The sequence below is a fragment of the Kurthia sp. ISK08 genome, from assembly GCF_046159805.1.
Taxonomy (GTDB): domain Bacteria; phylum Bacillota; class Bacilli; order Bacillales_A; family Planococcaceae; genus Kurthia; species Kurthia gibsonii.
Genome location: NZ_JBJXHL010000002.1, coordinates 527,157 through 549,519, shown reverse-complemented (window position 1 = coordinate 549,519; position 22,363 = coordinate 527,157). Strand labels below are relative to the sequence as shown.

22 protein-coding genes are annotated in these 22,363 nt (G+C 35.2%); 8 read left to right on the top strand and 14 right to left on the bottom strand.

The window, feature by feature from the left end; all coding sequences use genetic code 11:
• Window positions 1–93 precede the first annotated feature (93 nt).
• The 5 genes from ACKVQX_RS06285 to ACKVQX_RS06265 are packed head-to-tail and all read right to left on the bottom strand — an operon-like array spanning window position 94 to window position 6,962.
• Entirely contained in the window at window positions 94–2,109 is a 2,016-nt protein-coding gene (locus ACKVQX_RS06285; RefSeq protein ID WP_068453206.1) for a cellulose biosynthesis cyclic di-GMP-binding regulatory protein BcsB, read from the bottom strand.
• The gene (locus ACKVQX_RS06280; RefSeq protein WP_068453204.1) at window positions 2,102–3,379 is read right to left on the bottom strand and encodes a glycosyltransferase; all 1,278 of its coding nucleotides are present in this window, start codon (window positions 3,377–3,379) and stop codon (window positions 2,102–2,104) included. The genes ACKVQX_RS06285 and ACKVQX_RS06280 overlap by 8 nt, the downstream gene beginning before the upstream one ends.
• Complete coding sequence (locus tag ACKVQX_RS06275; RefSeq protein WP_068453202.1) at window positions 3,372–5,063, bottom strand: DUF2334 domain-containing protein; 1,692 nt, start codon at window positions 5,061–5,063, stop codon at window positions 3,372–3,374. Before ACKVQX_RS06275 ends, ACKVQX_RS06280 begins: the two co-directional genes overlap by 8 nt.
• On the bottom strand, window positions 5,053–5,904 hold the full coding sequence (locus tag ACKVQX_RS06270; RefSeq protein ID WP_409136108.1) for a diguanylate cyclase domain-containing protein: 852 nt from the start codon (window positions 5,902–5,904) through the stop codon (window positions 5,053–5,055). Before ACKVQX_RS06270 ends, ACKVQX_RS06275 begins: the two co-directional genes overlap by 11 nt.
• Entirely contained in the window at window positions 5,901–6,962 is a 1,062-nt protein-coding gene (locus ACKVQX_RS06265) for a hypothetical protein (RefSeq protein WP_409136107.1), read from the bottom strand. The genes ACKVQX_RS06270 and ACKVQX_RS06265 overlap by 4 nt, the downstream gene beginning before the upstream one ends.
• 183 nt (window positions 6,963–7,145) lie before the next feature.
• Here ACKVQX_RS06265 and ACKVQX_RS06260 point away from each other — a divergent pair, with 183 nt between their 5' ends.
• Complete coding sequence (locus ACKVQX_RS06260) at window positions 7,146–7,625, top strand: GNAT family N-acetyltransferase (protein ID WP_068453196.1); 480 nt, start codon at window positions 7,146–7,148, stop codon at window positions 7,623–7,625.
• A gap of 50 nt (window positions 7,626–7,675) precedes the next feature.
• Here ACKVQX_RS06260 and ACKVQX_RS06255 read toward each other — a convergent pair whose 3' ends face one another.
• Window positions 7,676–8,971 carry an MFS transporter gene (locus tag ACKVQX_RS06255; protein WP_409136106.1) on the bottom strand — a complete coding sequence of 432 codons (1,296 nt, stop codon included), beginning with the start codon at window positions 8,969–8,971 and terminating at the stop codon, window positions 7,676–7,678.
• Between the two features lie 103 nt (window positions 8,972–9,074).
• Between ACKVQX_RS06255 and ACKVQX_RS06250 the strand changes: the two genes are divergently transcribed.
• Window positions 9,075–10,325 (top strand): helix-turn-helix domain-containing protein, encoded by a 1,251-nt coding sequence (locus ACKVQX_RS06250; protein ID WP_409136105.1) that lies wholly within the window; start codon window positions 9,075–9,077, stop codon window positions 10,323–10,325.
• Window positions 10,326–10,373: 48 nt separating this feature from the next.
• Here the strand turns inward: ACKVQX_RS06250 and ACKVQX_RS06245 are convergent, their stop codons facing one another.
• From ACKVQX_RS06245 to ACKVQX_RS06225, 5 genes are all read right to left on the bottom strand, one after another.
• Window positions 10,374–10,793, bottom strand: a complete 420-nt coding sequence (locus ACKVQX_RS06245) for a hypothetical protein (RefSeq protein WP_325921357.1) — start codon at window positions 10,791–10,793, stop codon at window positions 10,374–10,376.
• A gap of 11 nt (window positions 10,794–10,804) precedes the next feature.
• Window positions 10,805–11,314, bottom strand: coding sequence for a DUF1648 domain-containing protein (locus ACKVQX_RS06240; RefSeq protein ID WP_409136104.1), 510 nt, complete (start codon window positions 11,312–11,314; stop codon window positions 10,805–10,807).
• 94 nt (window positions 11,315–11,408) lie between these two features.
• Window positions 11,409–12,734 (bottom strand): (Fe-S)-binding protein, encoded by a 1,326-nt coding sequence (locus tag ACKVQX_RS06235; protein ID WP_409136103.1) that lies wholly within the window; start codon window positions 12,732–12,734, stop codon window positions 11,409–11,411.
• A complete protein-coding gene (locus tag ACKVQX_RS06230; protein WP_068453184.1) occupies window positions 12,724–14,139 on the bottom strand; it encodes an FAD-binding oxidoreductase in 1,416 nt (471 codons plus the stop codon). The genes ACKVQX_RS06235 and ACKVQX_RS06230 overlap by 11 nt, the downstream gene beginning before the upstream one ends.
• Before the next feature lie 78 nt (window positions 14,140–14,217).
• A complete protein-coding gene (locus tag ACKVQX_RS06225; RefSeq protein WP_068453182.1) occupies window positions 14,218–15,258 on the bottom strand; it encodes a sugar diacid recognition domain-containing protein in 1,041 nt (346 codons plus the stop codon).
• A 90-nt stretch (window positions 15,259–15,348) separates the two neighbouring features.
• Here ACKVQX_RS06225 and ACKVQX_RS06220 point away from each other — a divergent pair, with 90 nt between their 5' ends.
• Window positions 15,349–15,549: a DUF4017 family protein gene (locus ACKVQX_RS06220; protein ID WP_068453180.1), complete on the top strand. Its 201-nt coding sequence runs from the start codon at window positions 15,349–15,351 to the stop codon at window positions 15,547–15,549.
• Between the two features lie 5 nt (window positions 15,550–15,554).
• On the top strand, window positions 15,555–16,436 hold the full coding sequence (locus ACKVQX_RS06215; RefSeq protein ID WP_068453178.1) for a hypothetical protein: 882 nt from the start codon (window positions 15,555–15,557) through the stop codon (window positions 16,434–16,436).
• Window positions 16,437–16,507: 71 nt separating this feature from the next.
• Here the strand turns inward: ACKVQX_RS06215 and cyoE are convergent, their stop codons facing one another.
• Entirely contained in the window at window positions 16,508–17,446 is a 939-nt protein-coding gene (gene cyoE, locus ACKVQX_RS06210; RefSeq protein ID WP_068453176.1) for a heme o synthase, read from the bottom strand.
• 227 nt (window positions 17,447–17,673) lie between these two features.
• On the opposite strand from cyoE, the gene proC reads away from it, so the two are divergent.
• Window positions 17,674–18,465, top strand: coding sequence for a pyrroline-5-carboxylate reductase (gene proC / locus ACKVQX_RS06205; protein ID WP_409136102.1), 792 nt, complete (start codon window positions 17,674–17,676; stop codon window positions 18,463–18,465).
• A 211-nt stretch (window positions 18,466–18,676) separates the two neighbouring features.
• Window positions 18,677–18,889, top strand: a complete 213-nt coding sequence (locus ACKVQX_RS06200; protein ID WP_087680204.1) for a KTSC domain-containing protein — start codon at window positions 18,677–18,679, stop codon at window positions 18,887–18,889.
• 82 nt (window positions 18,890–18,971) lie between these two features.
• On the opposite strand, the gene ACKVQX_RS06195 is transcribed toward ACKVQX_RS06200, so the two are convergent.
• The gene (locus ACKVQX_RS06195) at window positions 18,972–19,412 is read right to left on the bottom strand and encodes a hypothetical protein (RefSeq protein ID WP_068453171.1); all 441 of its coding nucleotides are present in this window, start codon (window positions 19,410–19,412) and stop codon (window positions 18,972–18,974) included.
• Between the two features lie 189 nt (window positions 19,413–19,601).
• Between ACKVQX_RS06195 and ACKVQX_RS06190 the strand changes: the two genes are divergently transcribed.
• On the top strand, window positions 19,602–19,988 hold the full coding sequence (locus ACKVQX_RS06190; protein WP_068453169.1) for an SET domain-containing protein: 387 nt from the start codon (window positions 19,602–19,604) through the stop codon (window positions 19,986–19,988).
• 62 nt (window positions 19,989–20,050) lie between these two features.
• Here ACKVQX_RS06190 and ACKVQX_RS06185 read toward each other — a convergent pair whose 3' ends face one another.
• A complete protein-coding gene (locus tag ACKVQX_RS06185) occupies window positions 20,051–21,169 on the bottom strand; it encodes a pre-peptidase C-terminal domain-containing protein (protein ID WP_409136101.1) in 1,119 nt (372 codons plus the stop codon).
• Between the two features lie 200 nt (window positions 21,170–21,369).
• Between ACKVQX_RS06185 and ACKVQX_RS06180 the strand changes: the two genes are divergently transcribed.
• Window positions 21,370–22,347, top strand: a complete 978-nt coding sequence (locus ACKVQX_RS06180; RefSeq protein ID WP_409136100.1) for a diaminopimelate dehydrogenase — start codon at window positions 21,370–21,372, stop codon at window positions 22,345–22,347.
• Window positions 22,348–22,363 lie beyond the last annotated feature (16 nt).

Sequence of the window (22,363 nt, the reverse complement as noted above, 5' to 3'; positions counted from 1 at the left end):
CATTCCATAAAAATCTCTTTAAACTATAAAAAGTAGAAACTACATTTTATTGTAATTTCTACTTTGTTTATATTTATTCACTTACTTAAAAATCTATTTCTTTTTGCTACGTTTGAACACGAGATATAAAATGACACCAATCACTGCAAGTAAACCAATAAACATTAAAACAGAAGACCATTTTAATGCACTTTGAGATTGCTTAGGTGCTGCTTCTTTTTGTTTTTCTATGCTGAATTGTGCGCGATTTGTGAATGTTTGTTGTTCTTTATTTTGCACAGCAACTGATGCATCAGCTGATAAATTTTGAATTTGGCGTAAGAATTTTGGCGTAATTTGATTTTGACTGCTTCCCTCTCGATTAAACTGTAATGCGATATAAGCATCATCCCATGGATTCTTTTGAATCGTCGCATAGCGCATAATTGTCTCTTTTATAAAACCATCTTCTGCGAAATCCGGTTTATCATCTTTCATTACTAATGGACTTTTCTTGTTCAAATCTTTTTGTAACGTACCCGCTTCACCAACAAAAATAAGATGACGTCCTTTTAACTTCTCTTTTTGAATTGCGTCAACCGTTTTTAATTCATAATTTGGTGCAGAAGCACTTAATGCCGAAGACGTGTACAGTGCATTTAAGTCTTCTAATGCTACATTTTCTATACTGTCAATAACAACATATGTTCCTTGACGTGTATTTGTGAAGATTCCTGGATAACTCGTTAAACTCGCGACAGCTTGTTGGTTATTCTCTGTAGTTGAAAAGTTTAATGTACTTTCTTTTGAAATGAATAACCACTTCTGCTGATCATTCGTTGTACATGGATTATTCGTATTAGAGCCATTTAATTTAAATTGGATATCTAGTAGATGATTATTTTTCAATGCATTCTTTTCTATTGGAACATTGATTTCAAAAAAGCCTTTATCTTGTTTTACTTCTTTTAAAGTGATAGCGTGTGGAATTCCGTTTACTTCCATTACTAACTCCGCTTGTTTAGCATCTAAAATAGACGATTTTTTTAGTTTCAATGTTGCTGTAATAGCCTTATCTACATCAAAATCTTGCGGTAAGTAATAAAAGTAATGTCCTGATTCATATACTGCATTTGAAATTTCGAGATTTTGAATTCCCATCTGTTCAAAAGTTACAATACCTGCTTCACGTAAAGGTTGTTTTGGCTCTTCCCCAATCGTTATTGCTTTTCCACTTAATTGTGAAACGAACTCTTGATTCGATACAACTGCAATTTTCCCATCCAAATCTGTTGATTTTTTAGCTGTTACGACTAAAACATTTCGTTTTGTATTTTTAATTTTTTCTTGTGCTGTTTGAAGTTGAATTGTATTCTCTGTCGTTTTGACATTCATACGTTTTAAAAGATTTTTAACTGGCGCTGTTTTAAAATCTCCTATAACACCTACAAGAATTTTATTGGTTTGACGATTTTCAAAATCTTTCTCTTTCACTAATACAATTTGATTTTGATTTGCTACTTGTTTTTTTAAATAACTAACTATTTTTAAAGCTGCATCCATTGTTTCGACATTTGCATCATCTGGAATAACGACATCTGTTTTTGATTGGAATGATGTAAATTTAGATGGATAGTCTTGTAGCATTAACTCTCCTGCTGTGACATCTCCTTGAATTTGAAGGTATGAAGCTGGATTAATACGTAACCAGTTTCCTGATGTATTATTTTCAACACAGACACCTTGTTTAATAACTCCGTAAAAAATAATTGTTACTTCGTGTGCACCTTTTTTTAGCGCTTTTCCTTTTAAATCTAGTTGAACAGTGGTTTTATCTTTATTTCCTTCTAATTTCACTGTTTTTTGATTTTCGCCATCTACTCGAATCGTTAAAGATGATGGTGAGATGAGCAGCGAACTGTGGTGTACATCTAAAACAATTTGATTCTTTCCTTTTTGTGCATCTTCCGATAAATAATAATTATACGTAAATGAATCAGATACACCTTGTAAATTAATCGCGGTAGTTGTAATTGGTTCTTTTTTAATATCCTTTGCTGAAACGGTTATATTAAACAACATAAACGATAGGAAGGTGAGTACTACAAATCCGAAGAACTGTTTAATCATCTTTTTTACCTCCTTGATCTTTCTGGCTAAAACGTTCTGTTTTGTACCATTTGACTTCTTCTTTAAATATGGCACGTTTTATTTCTTGATAGAGTGAATATACAACGAGTGCAATCCACATTTGTGAATACGTAAAATACATAAGAATTACGTAGAAAAAATTTTTTCGATTCATTTCATTTTTTTCAATACTTAATGTAATCATTACTTCCCCTAAGAATAGTAAGAAAGCTAAAATCCACAAAGCAATCGCAACATTTCCAATGGATAATTGTAAATCATAGAATAGGTTTACAATAAATAAACCATTCGAAAGAATAACTCCGAAGAAGAAAAGAAAATACGTGAAAAAGAAATAAAATAAATCAAAAATAATTCGTTTTCTCTTTAATGTTGCGAATTGCCGTAAAAACTTTAAGACAACATATTGATTTCCCCGTGCCCAGCGTGTTCGCTGTTTCCACCATACACCGAGTGTTTCGGGTTCTTGTTCCCATGTAATAGCTTTAGGGAAAAATCGAATATGATAGCCAAGATTGTAAACACGAATCGTTAATTCCGTATCTTCTGCTAACGCTTTTACATCCCAACCGCCAAGTTCTTCAATAACTGAGCGACGAATCGCAAAGTTAGTGCCTGGAATAGTTGCGACACCAAACCATTTCCAACGTCCACCTTGTGCCATCCATTGAAAACAAATCGTTTCAATGTTAATAAATCGGGTTAACCATGTTTTTGCGGCATTGATTACACGAAACTTTCCTACCATTGCAGCGGCTTTTGGGTCATTTATGAGACCCATTACTAAATACCAAACAGCCTTTTTTTCTGGTGTATTATCTGCATCATATACGCAAATAATTTCACCTTTGGAATTCGCTAAGGCTTCATTCAATGCAGAAGACTTTCCCTTCCCTTTATTCGGTGGTTTTGTTTCTAATACGCGAATGAATGGATAGCGATCCGCAAATTCTTGTGCGATTTCACCTGTACGATCTGATGAATTATCATTAATGACGATAATATCAAGCTTATCTTTTGGATAATATAGTCGCGACATAGCAGTAAGAGTTTGTGCCATGACTACTTCCTCATTATGTGAAGGAATAAATACACTGACAGTTGGTAAATCTGTCATATTTTTTTCCCACTTAGGAATAACGCGCTCATAAGTACGATAGTGACGATATCCCCCCTGCATTAAAAACATATGGTAGAGGAGCATAACCCAAATTAAAATCAACGCGGTAAAAAAGAGTGTGTTAGCCATTTGGTTTTCTCTCCTCAAATAAACGTTTTTTTAATGTAAATCGTAGTCGTAGAACATTTAAGAAAAAGAGTGCTACGAATAATAAGACAATTCCAAATAAGACCCAAAGTGAGAATTCGAATGGACTCGTCTCCCATTTATACTTGATTAAATCGATATAACGATTTTCTTGTTTTACTGCCAACTTTCCCGTATCCGATTGTATAATCGTCAAATCTGTCACTTGTACTTTTGCCTTAATTTTACGCAAATCAAGCCATTCAAATTGTGGAAAAGTATTTAAAATAGATAAAGTTCGAGCAATTTCTTCAGGTTTTTGTTGTACATTGATTTTTATACCAGCCATAGAACCTTGAATCGTCGTTAAATTCTTTAGTTGCTGTATTAAAATAGGTTCACTTTCTAAGTTACTCGTGATAGGTGTGAGATTTGTTGAATAGACTTGTAAGTGATACATGTAAGAAGGTTTTGTAACAAGTGGCTGTACGCCATTAAACTCACTCGACTCATCACTATATTGTAATGTCCCGAAATACGTACTGAAATGTTGTGCGATTTCTTCATATACATAAGAACTTGCTTGACCATTTTCAATTGTAAAAGCAATTGGATATAATTTTGCTCTTGATAAAGCACTCACTGCTTCTTGAATACGTTGTTTTGTATATTGTTTTTCAATTTGTCCATTTTTTTTCCTTGCCTCTTGAAAAGCTTCTTTTGATGAAAATTCTTCTATACTATAAAATGGCTTAGCTTGCGCACTATTTAGCGCTGTAATCGGTTGATTCAACTTGTCATCCCAAAACTCATGCTGTTTTTGATCTTCTTGGCGATAAGATAATCCATAACCATTGACAATAATAGCAACTCCTTTTGCCTGTTCTTCTTGAAGTAAATCACGAAGTTCTTTTGCCTCACTTAGTTGATTAATACTTTTACGATTTGCTGTATATTCAACTGCCGAAACAGCTAATGCATATGGCACATTTTCTCTTTTTAATTGGTCTGTTAATGTTTTTAATTGTTTAGGCGATGTCGATGGTCGAATCCCATCAATAATCATCCAAACGCGGTGTTTGGGTGGTTGATACCATGTTGTCTTATTTGCAATAAACGGCTGTAGGTATAATTGAAATTCGTCTGTCCATTTATTCAATGATAAATAATAATCTTTGTTGTGTTTAAGAAGAATGGGATACGTACGATGGAGTGTCTTTCCCTTAATTACTTCTTTATAATTTGAAGTTGTTTTTAAAAAGGGAATTTTAGTTGTTAAAGTTTTTGAGTCGATTTGTACAAAATCACCCATTCCTTCTATTCTTAAATCTCGAAAAGCTTCGAACTGATTAGCATTATAACCGATGAATAGCTTTTGACGTGGGAATTTTTGAATCCATTCACGTGGTTGTCTTGAAATGTCAGCTTCATTCATACCAATATAAATAATAGTGGTTGCTTCATTCACTTGCTGTTTTGTAATCTTACTAATCGGTTCAACGACTGTGTCGCCATACGATGAAAAAAGGGCATCTACACGATGAACTGTCTTTTCTTCCATAGGTGTCGTAGCATTATATACGATTAAAATAGTAGGTTTCTTTTGACTTTGCGCCTGCGTTGTCTCGGGAATCCAACTAACAACAAGCAAAAAAGCAAAGAAAGTAAGAACACCCTTAAATTTCATTAATTAATGACTCACTTTGAGCGACTTCAACCATATCGTTAAAGCTCACTTCTGTTTTAGGTGTATACGTATAATGCCCTGCTTTAAATTGAAGGGTCACTAAATTTCCCGATAGTAACTGATGTTCTTTTAAATGTTCTGATAATTTTTCATAAATAACTTGAATGTAGGTACTCGGTGTCTCGGGCAAAATAAGCGCAAAATGATTTTCGTCGTAACGATACTTTCGATCTGTCAAGCGCATAATGCCATTAATTTTTTCAGCTAATTGTGAAATGAGATACTGTGTTTCTTTTTCACCATATAAATTTCTAAAGTTCTTAAAATGTTGTATTTCAATTAATAAAAAAACAAAAGGGTCCTCATTTCTGTCAGAACGTCTTGCTTCCTCAACAATGGCTTTTTCAAGACGAATACGATTATCAAATCCACTATCCGTATCTGTCGCCACGTATTTTTCAACGCTCCCTTGTAACATATGGATTTGTTTAGCACTTTCAACTGTCAACTCATGAATCCTTCCAGAGATTAAAACTAAAATTAGAATCGCAATACCATAGATGAAAAATTCAGTTAGTTGTAAATCGAATGGCATGAAGACCATTGTTTTCTCTGTTAATTGTAAATAGAAAATGATTGTTCCGATTAAAAAAAGATAAATCAAACTAAGCAATAATCCAAGTACAGCACCATAGTAAAGAGATACTGCTACCAATAAGATTAAAAATAAAGCAAGTAAAATACCTTGACTGCCTTTTAAATAAACCATATACAGTGGTAGCTGGACTAATAAAAGCAGAACAATTGTTAAAAAACTTGCTGTTTTTTGATGTCTTGTCATCGTACCCACCCTCCTTTAGTTAGTAAAGGTAGTAAATTATCAAAAATATGTGTTTCACCATTTTTTGCAATATAAGAGCCATAGTATTGCGTATTTTTATGGTGATTTTTCAACTGATTCATGCGCTTATTGATTGCTTTTTCAAGTGTTTTGTCTTTAACAGCTTGACTATAAAAGATAGCATAGCTATAAACAGCTGGTGATTCATAACGCACAACAGGTTGTAATGTTTTTCGATTATATTGACCATATAATTTACCATCTTTTTTCATCTTTTCTTTTAATAGCTGATGAAATTTAGATGTAGATTTAATTTCTTGCACATTTCGCGCTGTTAATAATTGATCAATCATATGCACTGTGTCATCAAATTGATAGGTTTTCGTTTGGATATCAAATTTTTTAGCGTAAAGTCCATTGGCATCTTGTGGTGCATTTTGAATGACCTCAACATTTTTTTCTAAAATTTCAGGTGTTAATTTCATACGCTTATAATAACTTGGTGCAGCGTAACTTAACGTGATTTCTTTTGCACGGTTTTCAGATTGCTCACTACCAAAATCAACAAAATAATCTTCATACATGGTGTATGCTTTATTGGCATCAATCGTTTTAGAAAGTAATTGCTTTACTTCTTTGTTTCCCCATTTTCTAGCCCCTAAATCTAATGCCTTAATCAAACGTAGATCATCGATTAATGCATTTGTATCAGAGCGTTTACCTTCTTTGATTTCCCATGAGATGAGGTGATTTGGAAGAATTAACGATTGTTTCACTGCTTGAAAACTTTTCATATAGTTTGTTTTGTCATTCGTTTGAATGAAATAGAGCATAAGAAGCCCCATCGATTCTGCTAAATACTCATTTTTTCGATTCGTTAAATTGGTAGAAAGAAGACCATTTTTAGAAGCGAATTCTTGAAAAATCACAGTCGCTAAACGTGATTTTTGGTTTTCTGTGTAACGAATAGTTTCTGTTTTTGGCGTATTTTTTATTGATTGACATCCCAATAAACAAAGAGACATAATCATTAAAATTACTATTTTTCGATGTCTCATTCTACTTTTCACCTTCTTCAAATTCATATTCTCTTATTTTCTTTATTAAATAATACACTTTTTAACCAGAAATAACACAAAAAGTTAGTATAGACAAATGAGTATTTTTATTTCTCATTCACATACTCTTCCATTTTCGCATGACTATACATTATAATGAGAAGGATGTCAGGAGGCACTTATATGAATATTCAAATTGAAAAATCAACAAATGCAAAAGTCATCCATAAAATTATGATGAAAGCGTACGAGGAATATGCACATGATGCTGCACCTTCTAGCGCTTTATCTGAGACGGTTTCGTCTATAAAAGAAGCACTTTTAAACGGGCAAGAAGCACTTGTAGGAACGATTGCTGGACAACCAATTGCATGTGTTCGTTATAAAATTCACGATAACGGACTTCAGTTCTTCCGTATGTCTGTATTACCTACAATGCAAGGTTTAGGGATTGCTAAACAATTGATTAATGAGTTAGAACAAATTGCACGTACTGCTAATCTAAATACGATTTATTGTCGTGTACGTGTCAGCGTGTTACGTAATCTTCAGCTTTATCAATCAAAAGGTTATTCAATCTACGATCAAGAAACCGTTATGACAGATGAAGGTGTACCAATCGAAGTTGTTTCGATGAAAAAGATTATTGCTCCACTCACATAATAAAAAGGATAAACCCGCTCACATGGGTTTATCCTTTTTCTATTCCTTATTTATGCTTCTGCAAACTTATCTTCTTGTGAATTTTCATTTAATTGCTCCTCTTTCATCTGCTTTAAAACAGAATTACGCAACAAATATAGCGTGAGAGAAATCACAATAATACCAGTTCCAATTAAAACAGATGGCGCACCGAAATAATCATATAAAAACCCATATATTAAAATGCCAAAAGGCATCATCCCCATAGCAAGTGTTTCAAATAAAGCAAACACACGCCCCCTATAAGATTCTTCTATACTTTTTTGTAAAATCACACCAATTGGGACATTCGTACATACTTCTGTCATCGTCATTAAAAATGATGTAATTCCGTAATAAATAAATAGTTGTATATATGTTAATTCAAAAAGAATAAGTGGTAATGCAAATAAGAAAAATATCGTGCTGAGTATTAAAAGCGCTCTTTTTGAGAATAAAATCGGATTTTTTAAATTTTTACGTGCTGTTAAATAGATGGAAGCAAGTAACATCCCCACTGCGCCAATCGATTCAATCCATCCGACATGAAGTGACTTAAACTGCACGACTTCCACTAAAACATACGAAATACCAACTGCAAATGCGGAGAAAAAAAGATTCAAACAAAGTGCGAGTGTAATAATTGTTTTAAGTGTCTTTCGATTTTTAATATAGTGATAGGCAGATTTCATACTCTTTAGAAAAGGCTCTGACTTTTGTGCATGGTTTTTTTCTGTTTTATAAAGATTAAAATTCATCGTTGCATCTAACAATGTACTTATACTAAACGCGATGATTTGAATGATTAAAAATACTTCAATCGATACAAAACCATACAAAATACCACCAATCATCGGTGCGCTAATTGCAGCAAGTGACATAGATAATTGATTCAAGCTCATGACCTTTTGGATGCGGTCTTGGTCGACTAATTGTCCAATTGAAGCGGTTAATGTAATTCCACTACACGATGTGAAAATAGTATAGAACACCATCATGATATATATCGCCATGATGGACATTCCTTGCGAATTCGCGTAAAGCAACAGTATCGCAACCGTTATAACAGTTAAAAGTTGCGAACTAATAACTAATACCTTTTTATTATAACGGTCTGCCATATAGCCGATAAGTGGCGAAAAGAGAACACGTGGCACAATCGAACATAGAATATTAATTGAAAAACTAGTTGCTGAACCGGTTAATTTTAAAATATATAACGAAATCCCGAACGCGACGATATTTGCTCCCATAACCGAAACAAATTTACTAACCGCAAAAATACCTATGTGATAACTTGCTTTTCGTAAAGACTGTTCAGAAGTCATCTCTAGCCCTCCCAATAAGTTTAATTTAATTAAACTTATTATAACGGATGGTTTGCTTGCCCACAAGTTAAAAGTTTAATATAATTAAACAAGAGGTGTTGAAATGAAAACTTTAGGACAGCGAATACGCTCTTTGCGTAAATCAAAAAAGATGACACTCGTTGATATTGCAGGTGAACAAATGACCAAAGGGATGCTTAGTTTAATTGAAAACGATAAAGCGAAGCCATCTATTGAAAACTTACAATACATTGCAAATCAGTTACACGTAGAAGTGAGTGTACTGACTGACCCATTCCCACTTACTGAACTAAAAAAAATCATTGATGACCTTCATCAAATTGTTCAAAATAAAAAATGGCTCGATGTATCTCAAGCCATTCAAGTAAAAAATTTAGTTGAACCGATTATTCCTGAGCTACCAGCAAATTATGAAGCAGCTCAAATTTACTTATATTATTTAAAAGTGTTTTTACCACTAGAAGAATTTGAGCAAGGTATTGAAGAATCAAACAAGGCAATTCTCTTTTTTAAGGAACTTGCTTTATATAAAGAACTCGCTACGACCTATACATTACAAGCGATTTTCTATTTTAATCAGTTACAATTTGAACAGGCGTATGAAACGATTCAAGTTGCTTATAAATTAGTTCAATCACCTTACTATACGATTGATCCGATTACACGAATTGACGTATCGTACCATATGGCATCATTTTGTTATGCAACGAATCGTTTGGATGAAGCCGATCAAGTTTTACAACACTTGCTTAAAACATGTCACGAAGAGAAAATATTTCACTTTTATGCGCATATTATTCGGATGGCAGCTTATGCAGCCATGATTTTACAGCAACCCGAGAAAGTGGAAATGTATCGTGAACGATTAGAAAAATATACGGCATTTGATACACATCCAAATACACAGTACTATTTACATGTATTTTACTTATTTTATTACAACACATATGACAGTAAGCCTTTAAAAGTATTGGAACATGCACGTATAATGAAAGAATTCGATGAAGCTTTTGAAACTTTACCATATATTGAAGTGGAAACAGGGAAAGCACTTTATAAATTAGGGCGTTTTCAAGAAGCCTGTGAAGCTTTTCATTTTTTTGAGACGGAACGCAATTGGAATGGTGTTCATCCATTTAATACGGCTCGTTTTCAAGAAGGGCTCGCCTATTATGCATGTACACTATTTGAACTTGGTCAAATGGAAGCAGCAAAAAAATGGATGCAGCGTGCATATGAAGAACAAAAAATCATGCTACCCCTTGCTGAAAAACAGTGGATTTGTGATACGTATAATTGGTTGATGGAACAGATGATAAAAAATAATGAGTAATGAAAAAAGCTCATCCGACTTTTGTAAAATCGGATGAGTTTTTTTATTTTACGCTGTAAAACGAATCAAATAGCGTTCCTCTGTATGCACTTCTGGTAAATCATCTTCTTGTAAAGAGAGTGTTACTTCTCCTAGCGCATCTTCTTCCTCATCACCAAACCAACAAATATAGACTTCAGCTATATCACCTGTTGTGATGACTTTTTTCAAAGCTGTATGAAGTTGCTGTAAGGCGATTCTTGCTTGTTCGTAATGAACAGGCGTTTCGATTTTTGATTGTGGATTTAAATCATCCAATTGACCATTTAATTCAATCTCATATACGTAGTGCGTTTGCAAATGATGATGTTGGACAGTTGTTTGCGCTAAACGGTCAGATGTCTGTTCTGTAAAATGAATTGCTCCTTGCGTCATTTTTTGTAGTTCCTCTAACGGTACATTACTTCCCAAATATGTCACTAGTCCCATCCTTCATCCTCCTATTGAATCTTACGACTTTGTACGACGCCAATTGCGAGCGGTAAAATAACAAAAATACTGAGTAGAGTGGCATATGTTGTAATACCTTGTGATGCCATTATACCAAGTGATACAAACACCATCTCAGCTAATACGAAAGCAAAAAATAGACTGCCTCCATTTCGTAACACAACGATTAGTTTACGATTATGTGTATAAAAAGCTTCTGCATTCTGTTCATTTAATCGTGCAGGATAATTCCCCCACTCTGGATGTTTCATCATAAAATTCATTAACGACCAGAAGCAGTATGTAATAATCGGTATCGTCAACATCGTCCATTTAGAACCTGTCGAATCGAGTTCACCTAGCGCATTATAATGTAGTGGAATCTCGATTGGAATCTTTTGCCAAACCATCACAATATAGATGACTAAAACACCCCAAATAAGCAAGGTTAAACGTGTATATAATCGTTCCATCGGTGTAAAAGGAACATCAAATTGCTTCATCTTTTTCACATCATACATCAGATTCCCTCCTTTTTCTATATTATAACGTAATTCCCTCTTTCCGTCAGATGTATAAAAAAGAAGCATCACGATTGTGATACTCCTTTTCATGTTAGACAGATGTATTTTCTACAATATAATCAAATACTAGATCGGCAATATGTGTCGCTGTTTGATCACCGTGATGTGAGCAAGTCGACTGAATTCCTTTTTGCATTTGCATTAAGCAACCTGGGTTCGCTGTAACAACAATATCTGGATTGATGTCTTGTACATGTTGCATCTTCGTTTCTAAAATCGCATCAGCCATCTCTGGTTGTAAGATGTTATAAATACCTGCTGAGCCACAACATGTATTTGCACCAACTAGTTCTTCATATTCAAATCCAGTCATACTCTTTAAAATCTGACGTGGTTCTTCACTTACACCATTTACATTGCGTAAGTGACATGAATCTTGATACGTAATCTTTTTACGTGCTGCTGGCTGAAGTGTTTGTAAGAATTCAGGTAGTCCTAATTTTACAAGTAAACTGGATACATCAATTTGCTTCTCTGTAAAGATTTTCGCACGTTCTTCATATACGGGATCATGTGCTAAATGATGGTCATATTCTGCTAAGAATGCACCACAGCCACCTGCATTATTCACGATATAATCAACGGAATCATCTGTAAAAACATCTAAATTGGCACGTGCATTACGCTTTGCTTTATCCATCTCACCACTATGTCCATGTAGCGCACCACAGCACTGTTGCTGTTTTGGAATCGTTACCTTCGCACCAAGCATCTCAAGTAAGGCAATCGTTTTACGATTCGTCTCTAAAAATAAAGTACCCATCAAACAACCTGAGAAGAAAGATACATGGATTTGCTTCTTCGGTAACTGTGGAAGTGCTGGCAACGACTTCTTCGCTGGTTCTGGTAACACACCTTCCATCTCTTTCATAAACGGTGGAAATAAATTTAGGAAGCCGATTTTTCGCGTTACTTTTTGCAAACCTGACTTTTGATAAAAGCGGACTAAATTAACCGCTCCTGTCATCGCTTTTTGATTCGCAAATAACCCGTCGAATGTTGCACCACGTACAGCTTTTTCAAGTGGCTTACGTGTTTTACCAAGCTGAATCGCATGGCGTGTTTGTTCAATTAACGGACCATATTGTACGCCTGCTGGACAAGCTGGTTCACATGCTCGACATCCTAAACACATGTTGAATGATTCTTCAATACTTGCATCCCATACCACTTTTCCATCACGCACTGCTTTCATTAAGGCAATTCGTCCTCTCGGTGAATGTGCTTCTTCTGCATTCGTGTGTATATAAGTCGGGCAAGCAGGTAAACAGAATCCACAGCGCATACAATCGAGTAGTAAGTCTTCATCAACTGTTTTTTCAAATGCTTTTTGCATTAACTCAGCATTATTCACCATGATGAATCACCACTCTTAATTTTTGTGATTTCGCAAAGATTTTATTCGGGTTCATAATATTCTTTGGATCAATAGACTGTTTGATGGCACGCATAACAAACATGCCTTCCTCTCCTAGTCGCCAAGCTAAGTAAGGTGATTTCATCTCGCCTACACCATGCTCACCTGTTAGTGTACCGCCTAATTTAAGAGATGCATCGAAAATCGCTTCAAAAGCTTGTTCCACGCGTTCCATTTCTTCCGCGTCACGTACATCTGTTAAACAAGTTGGGTGTAAATTACCATCACCCGCATGACCAAATGTTGAAATTTGAACGCGATAATCACGTGCGATTTGTTCAATTGCACGAACCATTGTCGCAAGCTCTGAACGCGGAACTGTCGCATCTTCTAAAATCGTTGTCGGACGTTTTCTTGCAAGTGCTGATAATGCCACGCGTCGTCCTGTTTTTAACTTCATCGCCTCTGCTTCACTTTCCGCAACTGCTGTAAAGATTGCACCATTCTCTTTTGCAATCTCAATCATCTGTGCTACATCACGTTCCACTTGTGCTTCTTCACCGTCTTGTTCCATTAGTAAAAAGGCTTGTAAATCAAGTGGTAGACCTAAATGCATAAACTCCTCTACCGCTTGAATCGTACCATTATCTAAAAATTCGAGTGTTGCTGGAATAATTTTCGCAGCAATAATCTGTGATACCGTTTCGGCTGCTGCATCTAATGAATCAAAATGCGCAATCGCTGTTTTTTGTGCGACTGGTTTTGGAATCAATTTTAAAACAATTTCTGTAATAATCCCGAGCGTACCTTCTGAACCAACAAGCATCGCTTTTAAATCATAACCTGCCACATCTTTCGCTAACTTTCCACCACATGTTAAAACTTCGCCACTTGGTAAAACAACGGTCAAGCCAAGCACATAATCTTTTGTCACACCATATTTTAAACCACGTAAACCACCTGAGTTTTCATTCACATTCCCACCGATTGTAGAAATCTTCATCGAGCTTGGATCTGGTGGATAGAATAATCCCTTTGATTCCACATATTCATGAATGGTTTGTGTAATCACACCTGGTTGAACGGTTAGTGTTAAATTATCCGCATCTAGCTCTAAAATTTGATTCATATGATTAAATAACATCACAAGACCACCCTGTGTCGGGCAAGTACCCGCTGCTAAATTCGTCCCTGACCCTCTTGGTACAATCGGCATTTCATAACGGTCACATAACTTCACGATTGCCACAACATCCTCTGTATGTCGCGGGCTAACTACCACGTCTGGTAAAGCCTGAAAGTTCGCTGTCGCATCATACGAATACGCAAGTAATTGTGCCTGTGTTGTTTTCACATTCTCTTTGCCTAATAATTCTGTCAATTCATTTAAAAACTGTGCATTCATTCCGAATCCCCCCTTCTTCTTATTATAGAGTTTTGCGCAGTTTTCGTGTATCGTTCTGTTATCCAAATCTTTTTATATTTATTTGTGCATTTGCACAAAATCATATAATTGGAACTTTTCAATGAGTAAGCAACTCATATATAAATTTGCTCTTCCTTTTACATCTGTTAATTTATACCCTAATTTTTCTTCAATTTTCATTAAGCGGTAATTTAATGTATTGCGATGAATATGAAGGTAACTTGCTAGTTCATTCAATGTCCAATCCGTCATAATTCTCAAATACATATGTTCAAATAAAATTGAATCTTTTACAAGCGAACCACATACACGCGATACAAACTTCATCGCACGCTCTCTCGTAATGTCTGCAACAATCAATTCCATCGTTAATTCTTTTTCTTGCACAACAGGTCGTTCTTTTGAGCAATAGAGTAACGCTGTTTTTGCTTCTTCGTAAGATGTTTTGATTTGTTCTAATAAATACGAACCACCAATCCCTACTTTTTGCTGCCAATCATATAAAAATGTTAGTTCTTGGTCAGCTGGCAATAATATTGCATACTGCCCTTGATGAATAGCTGTAAATAATTCTTTTTTAACGTGTTCATGCATCCACTCACGTAATACATCCTCTACTATGACAATGCGATACAGTTGCGCTGCTTCCATTTTCAACTCTTTTGCACCACGTCGCACCTCTTTCTCGCTCATCCCTTGTAATAATTGAGCTAAAAACTGTTCTTTTTGAACATGATCGCGTTGATGAATAAAATCAGAAATCAGCATTTCAGCTAAACGTTTTACGAGCATTCCATATTGCGAGATATGCTTTGGATCGCCCGTTACCCCAATAACGCCAATTGGCTCATTTTGAATAATAATTGGAAACACCATGCCTGGGCGAACCCCTTGTAGTTTCTCTACTTCAGATTGCTTCATATGCAAAATTTGTTTTTTACGCATCGCAAGAAGTGAACCTTCGTGAAAGGAACCAACTCTCTCTGGCTCTGTGCTCGCTTTAATCATCCCTTGTTGATTCGTTACGATAATCTGCTCTTGAATGAGTTGTCCAAGTTCTCGTACAATTTGATCACCTATAATATGTAAATCATACATTATCTATTTGCTCCTTTTCCGCTAATCGGTCGATTATTTTCTATAAAACTTGGGTAGTATGTTAATAGTCTGAAATGAGGTGTTACGAAAATGAATGCATTCAAATTAGCCTTTTTTATGTACATGGGCGGATTGTGTATTGCCCTCTTTCTACCAACTTCTAGTATGTACCATAACTTCTCCTCAAAATTAATCATTGCACAAATTTATGTCATTCCGATTGTTTTACTGACATTATTAGTATATATCGTTTGTCGTAAACAATCACCTACCGAAGAAAGTCAGGAGTGAACGATATGCTCGGCTCAATTATTCAAACGAAAAACCCACGTATGAATCCCTATCTCAAGACGGCTATGCTTATTTTTATAACAGCTGCTTTTATCGAACTTTTTAGTTTTAGTCGTTCGCATAGTTCATCACAATTAGCACTATCCCTTCTCTTTGCCTCATGTGCTTGTATATGCTACTTAGAGCGTTCAGCTCAACGCCCTATAAAACGACAGCATAGTAAAAAACAACAAACATCACCCAATTTACACATTCTATTCCCTCTATTCACTGGTTTTTTATGGTTGATTGGTGGTGTCTACATGCTGTGGTTCATGCTACAAGAACCTACATTACCACTTAATCCTAATGCAGTATATACATTAACTACTATGAGCGCTCTCTTTGTTTTATATGCTTTTATTCAACTGCAAAAACGTGCAACGCACATACAAACGAGAAAACAATTTATCAAACGCGCGTTACTATTCTTTTTACCAATTCTAGCTGTATTTACAGCCAATATCGTCTATGATGTGACCACTACTTTATTAATTGACCAGTTAGCTACTTGTATCATCGCTATTTACCTTTTCAAAAATGGCTGGTCATTAATTAAAACAGGCAGCACCTATCTCTCTTATGGTGCGTCAAACAGTCTAGACCTCGTTCAGTTAAGTCAAGATTTATACTCTTTTGAATCTGTCAAACAGGTGGAAAAGTTACAAGCTTGGGCAATTACACCACAACTTTTCGGTGTAAAATGCGAATTAGTAATTCAAGGGAATGAACATCATCTGAATCAAATTATTGATGACATTACGAATTTCGTCTTAAATCATTATCAAATTGAGCATATTCATTTTGATATTATTCCAATCTTTATTAGTCGACCCGATCTCTCATAAATTTAAAATCATATAAAAAGACTTTAGAAAGCCTAAACTTTCCAAAGTCTTTTTGATTGTGTTTAAAAATTTTAATGTAAATTGAAGTATAAACCGACTAACGAATAAATAATAACTGTCGAGAATAATACAGTCATATGGATTAATGAGTAGACAAATAATAATGTCGCCCATTTCTTTGGATCTTTTTTGTGGTAGCCATAAACATTCATAATGAGCCAAGCAATACTTAGTAAAATGGCAACTGACATTAATCCATAGCTTAATGTACCAAGTGGAATACAGCTAATGATTAGTAGAACGAGGTAAACATTTGTTGTAATGTATGTACGACGCATACCTTTCGCTGCTGGTAACATCGGAACATTCGCTGCCTTGTAGTCGTCCATTTTACGAATTGCGATTGCATAGAAGTGTGGCATCTGCCAAATCAGTGTAATGACAAATAAACTTAAAATAGCTGGGTTTAAAATATTTGGATTGATGGCTGCCCATCCAATCAACGGTGGCATCGCACCTGATAAACTTCCAACTTCCGTATTATAAACTGTATGGCGCTTCGTCCACATTGTGTAAGGAACTGTGTATAGGAATAGACCTGCGAATCCAAGTAATGCTGCCATTGGCGTAGCAACATACAACATACCTACACCAAAAATAGCTAATACAGTTGCTAAAATAAGCGTCGTTTTCACAGAAATTTCACCTGTAACAGTCGGACGCTTCTTCGTACGTTCCATTAAGCGGTCAATATCACGATCATATGCATTATTAAATGCACCTGCTGACGCGATAACGGCTGCTGAACCAACTGTTGCCGCAACAATATTCATAATTAAATCAACTGGATTTAATTCATACTTGTATAGCGCTAATGTCAAACCAGCGAACATCGGAATTAAGTTCGACTTAATAATACCTGTTTTAACGGTTTGAGCTAATAACTGTGACTTGCTTCCCTGAAAGATTTCGACAGTTGTTTCTTGCTCTAGATTTTTTTCACTTTGCATTGGTTGATTTTTCATTCCTTTACATAGCAATAAGCTAGAAAATAAGTACGAATCGTATAATGTTATACAAATTGCAATAATTCTATCATACCAAACTTCTAACTATTTACATACCATTTCTATTGAAATTCACATAATATACAACATTCATATTTATGTAGCACAATCCTTTTCTTTCCGTACGATACACCCTATAATTAACTTCTAGTTTGAAAGGAGTTTTATACATGATGTATGGATGGATTGGATTAGGAAATATGGCGCAAGCGATTATTAAAGGGATGCTTGCCGCTGAAAATTATGATGCAAAAACAATTTTAGCATATAATCGCTCACAGGAAAAAGTAACACGTTTTGAAAAAGAGTATGGCATTGTAGGATGTCATTCTGTAGAGGAATTGCTTGATGCAGATGTGATTGTTTTAGGTGTACAACCGCAGCAGTTAGAAGCTGTTTATGCACAGATTGCTGGACAATTAAAGCCACATCAAATTGTTGTATCGATGGCTGCTGGTAAAACCATCGCACAATTACAACAAGGATTAAATCACCAACTTGTCTGTCGTATCATGCCGAACATTAATGCGATTGTCGGCGCTTCTACAACAGGATTTGCGAGTGCACCCGAATTAACAAACGACATGAAACAAGCTGTTCGAGCGATGTTTGAAGCAGTTGGCTCTGTTATCGAAATTCCAGAAGAACAGTTCGATGTGTTCTCTGCAATTGCTGGCGCTTCTCCAGCGTTCACGTATTTATATATCGATTCATTAGCACGTGCTGCTGTGATGGAAGGTATAGATAAAGGAACTGCTCTCCAAATTGCTGCAAGTGCTGTACTCGGTAGTGCTGAAATGGTTCTTCAGTCGAATGAACACCCATGGGCGCTTGTCGATCAAGTTTGCTCACCAGGTGGTACAACGATTCAAGGTGTGACATCACTTCAAAACAATCATTTCGCTAGTACAATCTACGAAGCGGTACAAGCGGTCATTGCACGAGATCGTGTATTAAAATAAGCGATTTATAAGAAAGGCGTGTTCTGCTACGTTGCATGTAGAGCACTCTTTTTATACATTTATTTATTACATTAACATATTAATTCATTGGTATTGATTCACTCGTATTTTCTTTTTTTCGCTTCATTTCGTTGACATTCTTTTCGTTTAATAGTATATTAAATCCACTAAATGAAACCGTTTTCAACTACTACGATTGGAGTGATGACTCATGATTATGCAACAAGTTCGTTCTTCAAAAATTCAGGCGATTGGCTATAACGCGAGCGCTATGATTTTACGTGTTGAGTTTTTAAAAGACGGTGTTTTCGAATACTATGGTGTCCCTGAACGAATTGTGAAGGAATTTTTAGATGCAGAGTCATTGGGCATTTATTTTAAGCGCTTCATTAAAGATCGGTATCGTTTTGTTCGTTTAGGTTAAACACAAATAAAGGTAGTGATTTATGTTTGGATTGCATAAATCACTACCTTATTTGTTTGATTGTTCAAACATGTCTGTACCTCTATTCTGGGTATTTTAATTTTAAAAATCGGTGATCGTGCTGACTTTGTTTTTTGAGCATCTTTGCAATATGCGGTAATTCTTCTCGATTAGATGATTCATATGCGTCTAAAATATGCTGATATTCTTTACGGTATGCTAAATATTCTGGTTCCTTTTTAAAAACTTCTTCAAAATGCGCTACAGCTTGCTTTGACTGCTTATGATATTTTTGTTGGATCATGCCAACTAAATAATGCACATTATTTTCTTCGTCTACTGTTAAATCCAGCTCGCGTAATCCCCTCTCATAAACATCAACTGCTCGATTCTCCATGAATAGTAGTTCCATCACAAGTCCTTTTCTCAGTAATTGTTCATACGTCATAGGATGTTCGTGATAAAGACGAATACATTTCATCGTAATTAAAGAGATGAGTAATATCATGATAAATAAAATCATCGCGTATCCTCCTTCTAAATCTCTGTCCATAACTGAGACTTGTGCTTGTTACTTACTTCTATTATATAGGTCTTTTATATGACATTCAATTAAGATGATATGAATTGTTTGTAAATTCTGCCCATTAACATAAAGTTAAAAGAGTGTTATAGTTAAAGAGAAAAATTTTGACGTGAATAGGGGAAAAAAATGATTGAAGTAAAAGTATCTCCCATCAGTGATGGAGAATTTAACCGTGGTGTTTTCGCAAGTGTCGACATAAAAAAAGGAACACTTTTTCATCAAGCACCTGTAATTGCTTATCCGAATGAAGAACATGAACACATTGAAAAAACATTGTTAGCAGACTATGCATTCGAATATGGCATTGGACGTTCAGCAATCCTACTTGGATATGGCATGTTATTCAATCATAGTTATACTCCGAATGCAGACTACGAAATTAATTTTGATAATCATACATTCGATTTCTTTGCTTATAAAGATATTAAACAAGGTGAAGAAGTATTTATTAATTATAATGGTGATATTGATGATCAAGACGCTCTTTGGTTCCAAGAAGAAAAATCAGAATAATTCGGTCATCCTATATAAAAAGGACTTCAAGCCATAAAATCGGTTGAAGTCCTTTTTGTTTATTATTTTACTTTTTTGTATGTTACAGATTTTGTCGAACTTGTATAAAGTACATTATTCTTAGCTGTCACATATACTTTACCACCGCGATCTGACAACTTTGTTGTTTTAAAAGTTACCGTTGAAGAAGTTGCTTTCTTCTTCGCGATTACTTTTTTCTTTTTAGCATCTGCATAAACGATGACTGTATCACCCTTTTTCACACCTGTCACTTTTATGCGGTCGTTTTTTGTACCCTTTTTATTCGCGACACTTGCTTTTGGTGTTGCTGTTGTCACATATGCTTTTAATTGATAATGTAATAAAAATTCATCATAAGCATCTCCGCTAACACGTACATAATACGTACCTTTTTTAACAGATGCTGTTGTCACATAATGATTACCTGACTTCGTTGTTGTCTTTTTTAATTTCTTTTTCTTCGCATCGTAAATATTCATTGAAAAGTCTGCACGTTTTTTTGTTGATGCTTTCAATACCAATTTACCTGTTGTTGGCACTTGCACTTTATAATAATCGACATCGTCAAATAAGAATGCAAGTGACCCTTCGTACACTTTGCTACGCTGCATTGCTGTTGCTTTTGCACGTGTATCATTTGATTCATATTCAACGTATTTTTTTGTTGATTTTGCTAAAGATACGCTATATGCATTACCATATTTTTTCACTTCCGCAGCTTCACCAATTGCCATAACGAAATATGTACCTTTTTGTAAACCTACATATGCTGTGTGTTGACCGATTGAGTCTTCGCCCTTCATATTGTCAATTAAAGCGACCACTTTTACTTCATCTAATAATTTTTCAAATTCTGCATCTGAAATCGTTTCTTGCTCTAACTGTTCAATTTGTTTTGCTGTTAATCCTTTCACTACAGCTAAACCAATTGCTTTTTTACCTGCATCTTTAAAAGACAATTTCATTGTTTGCTTTTTTGTAGATGTGAATTGGAAATAATCCATTCCATCTGCATCTAGCGTTCTTTTAACAACCGTTCCTAGTTTAACAGAGTCTCCTTGTGCTGCTTGTGCTGAATAATTATTCACACTTAAGGCTCCGCTAACTATCAATAAGAAAGCGATGAACGCAATACTTATTTTTTGATAATTTAATTTCATTTATACACCTCTTTAATCATTTGTTTATTATTTTAACAAATATTACATAATAAAAATATGCTTTTTCATAAATTTTTTTGATATTTTGCCTTTTGATTATTCTGAAAAAATAAATTATATTTCTAAATAAAATATTGTGAATTTTACAAATTAAGATTAGACTGTATAGAAACTGTATTTTTTAGAAGGAGCTGTTTTGTATGACAATTAAAATTGGTATTGTTGGATATGGAAATTTAGGACGGGGTGTAGAAGGTGCCATTGCACAAAATGAAGACATGGAATTAGTGGCTGTATTCACACGTCGCGATCCTGAAACGGTAAAAATCCAATCGAACGCAGCGATTCATCACGTAGATGACGCAGAAAAATTCATCGGCAAAATTGATACGATGATTATTTGTGGCGGTTCTGCTACAGATCTTCCCGAGCAAGTTCCTCACTTTGCGCAGTGGTTTAATACGATTGATAGTTTTGACACACATGCAAAAATTCCTGAATTCTTTGAAACAGTAGATGCTATAAATCAAAAATCAAATACGACTTCTATTATCTCAGTAGGTTGGGACCCAGGTTTATTCTCGCTAAATCGTGTACTCGGAGAAGCTGTTTTACCGAAGGGGGATACATATACATTTTGGGGTGATGGCTTAAGTCAAGGTCACTCAGATGCGGTACGTCGTATTGTTGGAGTAAAAAATGCTGTTCAATACACACTACCTGTTCCAGAAGCAGTAGAAAAAGTACGTAACGGTGATGCACCTGCACTATCAACACGTGAAAAGCATACACGCGTATGTTATATCGTCTTAGAAGAAGGTGCTGATGCGGCGAAGATTACCGAAGAAATTGTAACGATGCCAAACTATTTTGCAGACTACGATACAACAGTTCATATTATCTCAGAAGATGAATTTAATACGAATCATACGGGCATGCCACATGGTGGTTTTGTTATTCGCTCTGGTCAATCGGATGCTGGTCATAAACAAATTCTTGAGTTTTCACTTAAGTTGGAGAGTAACCCTTACTTTACATCAAGCGTATTAGTTGCATATGCTCGTGCAGGCTATCGCCTATCTCAAAAAGGTCATGTTGGTGCGCTTTCTGTATTTGATGTACCGTTCAGTGCTATCTCACCTAAAACACCTGAACAATTGCGTGCCGAATTATTATAATTCATGCGAAAGGAGT

What these genes read in the sequence shown, in the direction of transcription:
- ACKVQX_RS06220 (WP_068453180.1), top strand. Translation starts at nt 15,349, where the DNA reads ATGAATGCATTCAAATTAGCCTTTTTTATGTACATGGGCGGATTGTGT.
- ACKVQX_RS06230 (WP_068453184.1), bottom strand. Translation starts at nt 14,139, where the DNA reads ATGAATGCACAGTTTTTAAATGAATTGACAGAATTATTAGGCAAAGAG.
- ACKVQX_RS06195 (WP_068453171.1), bottom strand. Translation starts at nt 19,412, where the DNA reads ATGATTTTATTTATCATGATATTACTCATCTCTTTAATTACGATGAAA.
- ACKVQX_RS06275 (WP_068453202.1), bottom strand. Translation starts at nt 5,063, where the DNA reads ATGAAATTTAAGGGTGTTCTTACTTTCTTTGCTTTTTTGCTTGTTGTT.
- ACKVQX_RS06180 (WP_409136100.1), top strand. Translation starts at nt 21,370, where the DNA reads ATGACAATTAAAATTGGTATTGTTGGATATGGAAATTTAGGACGGGGT.
- ACKVQX_RS06225 (WP_068453182.1), bottom strand. Translation starts at nt 15,258, where the DNA reads ATGTATGATTTACATATTATAGGTGATCAAATTGTACGAGAACTTGGA.
- ACKVQX_RS06270 (WP_409136108.1), bottom strand. Translation starts at nt 5,904, where the DNA reads ATGACAAGACATCAAAAAACAGCAAGTTTTTTAACAATTGTTCTGCTT.
- ACKVQX_RS06255 (WP_409136106.1), bottom strand. Translation starts at nt 8,971, where the DNA reads ATGACTTCTGAACAGTCTTTACGAAAAGCAAGTTATCACATAGGTATT.
- ACKVQX_RS06285 (WP_068453206.1), bottom strand. Translation starts at nt 2,109, where the DNA reads ATGATTAAACAGTTCTTCGGATTTGTAGTACTCACCTTCCTATCGTTT.
- ACKVQX_RS06250 (WP_409136105.1), top strand. Translation starts at nt 9,075, where the DNA reads ATGAAAACTTTAGGACAGCGAATACGCTCTTTGCGTAAATCAAAAAAG.
- ACKVQX_RS06235 (WP_409136103.1), bottom strand. Translation starts at nt 12,734, where the DNA reads ATGGTGAATAATGCTGAGTTAATGCAAAAAGCATTTGAAAAAACAGTT.
- proC (WP_409136102.1), top strand. Translation starts at nt 17,674, where the DNA reads ATGATGTATGGATGGATTGGATTAGGAAATATGGCGCAAGCGATTATT.
- ACKVQX_RS06240 (WP_409136104.1), bottom strand. Translation starts at nt 11,314, where the DNA reads ATGTATGATGTGAAAAAGATGAAGCAATTTGATGTTCCTTTTACACCG.
- ACKVQX_RS06245 (WP_325921357.1), bottom strand. Translation starts at nt 10,793, where the DNA reads ATGGGACTAGTGACATATTTGGGAAGTAATGTACCGTTAGAGGAACTA.
- ACKVQX_RS06215 (WP_068453178.1), top strand. Translation starts at nt 15,555, where the DNA reads ATGCTCGGCTCAATTATTCAAACGAAAAACCCACGTATGAATCCCTAT.
- ACKVQX_RS06200 (WP_087680204.1), top strand. Translation starts at nt 18,677, where the DNA reads ATGATTATGCAACAAGTTCGTTCTTCAAAAATTCAGGCGATTGGCTAT.
- ACKVQX_RS06260 (WP_068453196.1), top strand. Translation starts at nt 7,146, where the DNA reads ATGAATATTCAAATTGAAAAATCAACAAATGCAAAAGTCATCCATAAA.
- ACKVQX_RS06190 (WP_068453169.1), top strand. Translation starts at nt 19,602, where the DNA reads ATGATTGAAGTAAAAGTATCTCCCATCAGTGATGGAGAATTTAACCGT.
- ACKVQX_RS06280 (WP_068453204.1), bottom strand. Translation starts at nt 3,379, where the DNA reads ATGGCTAACACACTCTTTTTTACCGCGTTGATTTTAATTTGGGTTATG.
- ACKVQX_RS06265 (WP_409136107.1), bottom strand. Translation starts at nt 6,962, where the DNA reads ATGAGACATCGAAAAATAGTAATTTTAATGATTATGTCTCTTTGTTTA.
- ACKVQX_RS06185 (WP_409136101.1), bottom strand. Translation starts at nt 21,169, where the DNA reads ATGAAATTAAATTATCAAAAAATAAGTATTGCGTTCATCGCTTTCTTA.
- cyoE (WP_068453176.1), bottom strand. Translation starts at nt 17,446, where the DNA reads ATGCAAAGTGAAAAAAATCTAGAGCAAGAAACAACTGTCGAAATCTTT.